Genomic DNA, 1,130 nt, shown 5'->3' with positions numbered 1-1,130 from the left:
CGCCGCGCTATTGTCCCGAGTGCGCCGCGCCGCTCATCGAGCGCGCGGATGCCGGCGAGGCAGGCAAGGTTCGCCTGGCCTGCCCCGACGGCCATTGGACGCACTGGGACAATCCGCTTCCGGTCCTCGCGGCCCTCGTGGAAGTCGAGGGCCGCATCCTCCTCGCGCGCAATGCCGCCTGGCCGGAAAAGATGTTCGCGCTCATCACCGGTTTCATGGAGCGCGGCGAAACCCCGGAGCAGGGTGTCGCTCGCGAACTCAAGGAAGAAACCAACCTCGATGCCGGCGAAATCAAGCTGATCGGCGTCTACGAATTCATCCGCAAGAACGAAGTCATCATTGCCTACCACGTCAAGGCATCCGGAGAAATCCGCCTGTCGGAAGAATTGGTCGATTACCGGCTCATTGCCCCGGAAAAGTTGCGTCCCTGGCCTGCCGGGACTGGCTATGCCATGGCAGACTGGATGACCGCGCGCGGGCTGCATGTCGAATTCATGGATTTACCAAAGCTGTAACATCTTTCGACAATTGCTTGCTGCGGCGCACAACCCCGATTTATTTGGGGTAGAATTTCCCGACTGATTTTTCGTTACCGAGTAATGAACATGGAATTCGATAAAGATCTCGACGCTCGCGGCCTGAATTGTCCGCTGCCGATCCTGAAGGCAAAGAAGGCGCTCGCCGAGATGACCAGCGGCCAGATCCTGCGAGTAATGGCGACCGACCCCGGTTCGGTGCGCGATTTCCAGGCCTTTGCCCGCCAGACCGGCAACGACCTCGTCGGCCAGAGCGAGAACGACAAGGAATTCACCTTCTTCATGAAGCGTAAATAAGTCCTGATCCACCGCATGTCCCGCCTCCTTCCTTTCGCTTAGCCTTTCCTCCTCGCCGTCCGGCAAACCCAGCAATTTCAATGATTTATCCGCCCGGATTATTTGGTTCCGGCGGGCAACTTGCGTCAGCTTCCCTTGGATTTTTGATGAGATTTAGTGCATACTCTCTACCAATTAATAGAACGGTCGTGCTAAATTTCGTCACACGGTCAGCTCTCCCCTATAATCACGATTCCGGTTTACGTTAACGTCAATTGTTTCTTTACAAAGGCAAAGCTATGAAAGTCTTGGTACCTG

Annotated in this window: 2 protein-coding genes; both read left to right on the top strand. The window is 56.1% G+C overall.

Annotation, left to right across the window (positions count from 1 at the left end):
* The coding region (locus AYR66_RS20120) for an NUDIX domain-containing protein (protein WP_088709958.1) at nt 1-515 on the top strand (515 nt) is incomplete at its 5' end.
* Between the two features lie 90 nt (nt 516-605).
* Nucleotides 606-833 (top strand): sulfurtransferase TusA family protein, encoded by a 228-nt coding sequence (locus tag AYR66_RS20115; protein WP_206047235.1) that lies wholly within the window; start codon nt 606-608, stop codon nt 831-833.
* The last annotated feature ends 297 nt before the right edge of the window (nt 834-1,130 follow it).

Origin of the sequence: Noviherbaspirillum denitrificans, assembly GCF_002211445.1 — a bacterium.
GTDB classification, from domain to species: domain Bacteria; phylum Pseudomonadota; class Gammaproteobacteria; order Burkholderiales; family Burkholderiaceae_D; genus Noviherbaspirillum; species Noviherbaspirillum denitrificans.
The sequence above is the reverse complement of the archived record's forward strand: the minus strand, read 5'-3'. Positions and strand labels throughout refer to the sequence as shown.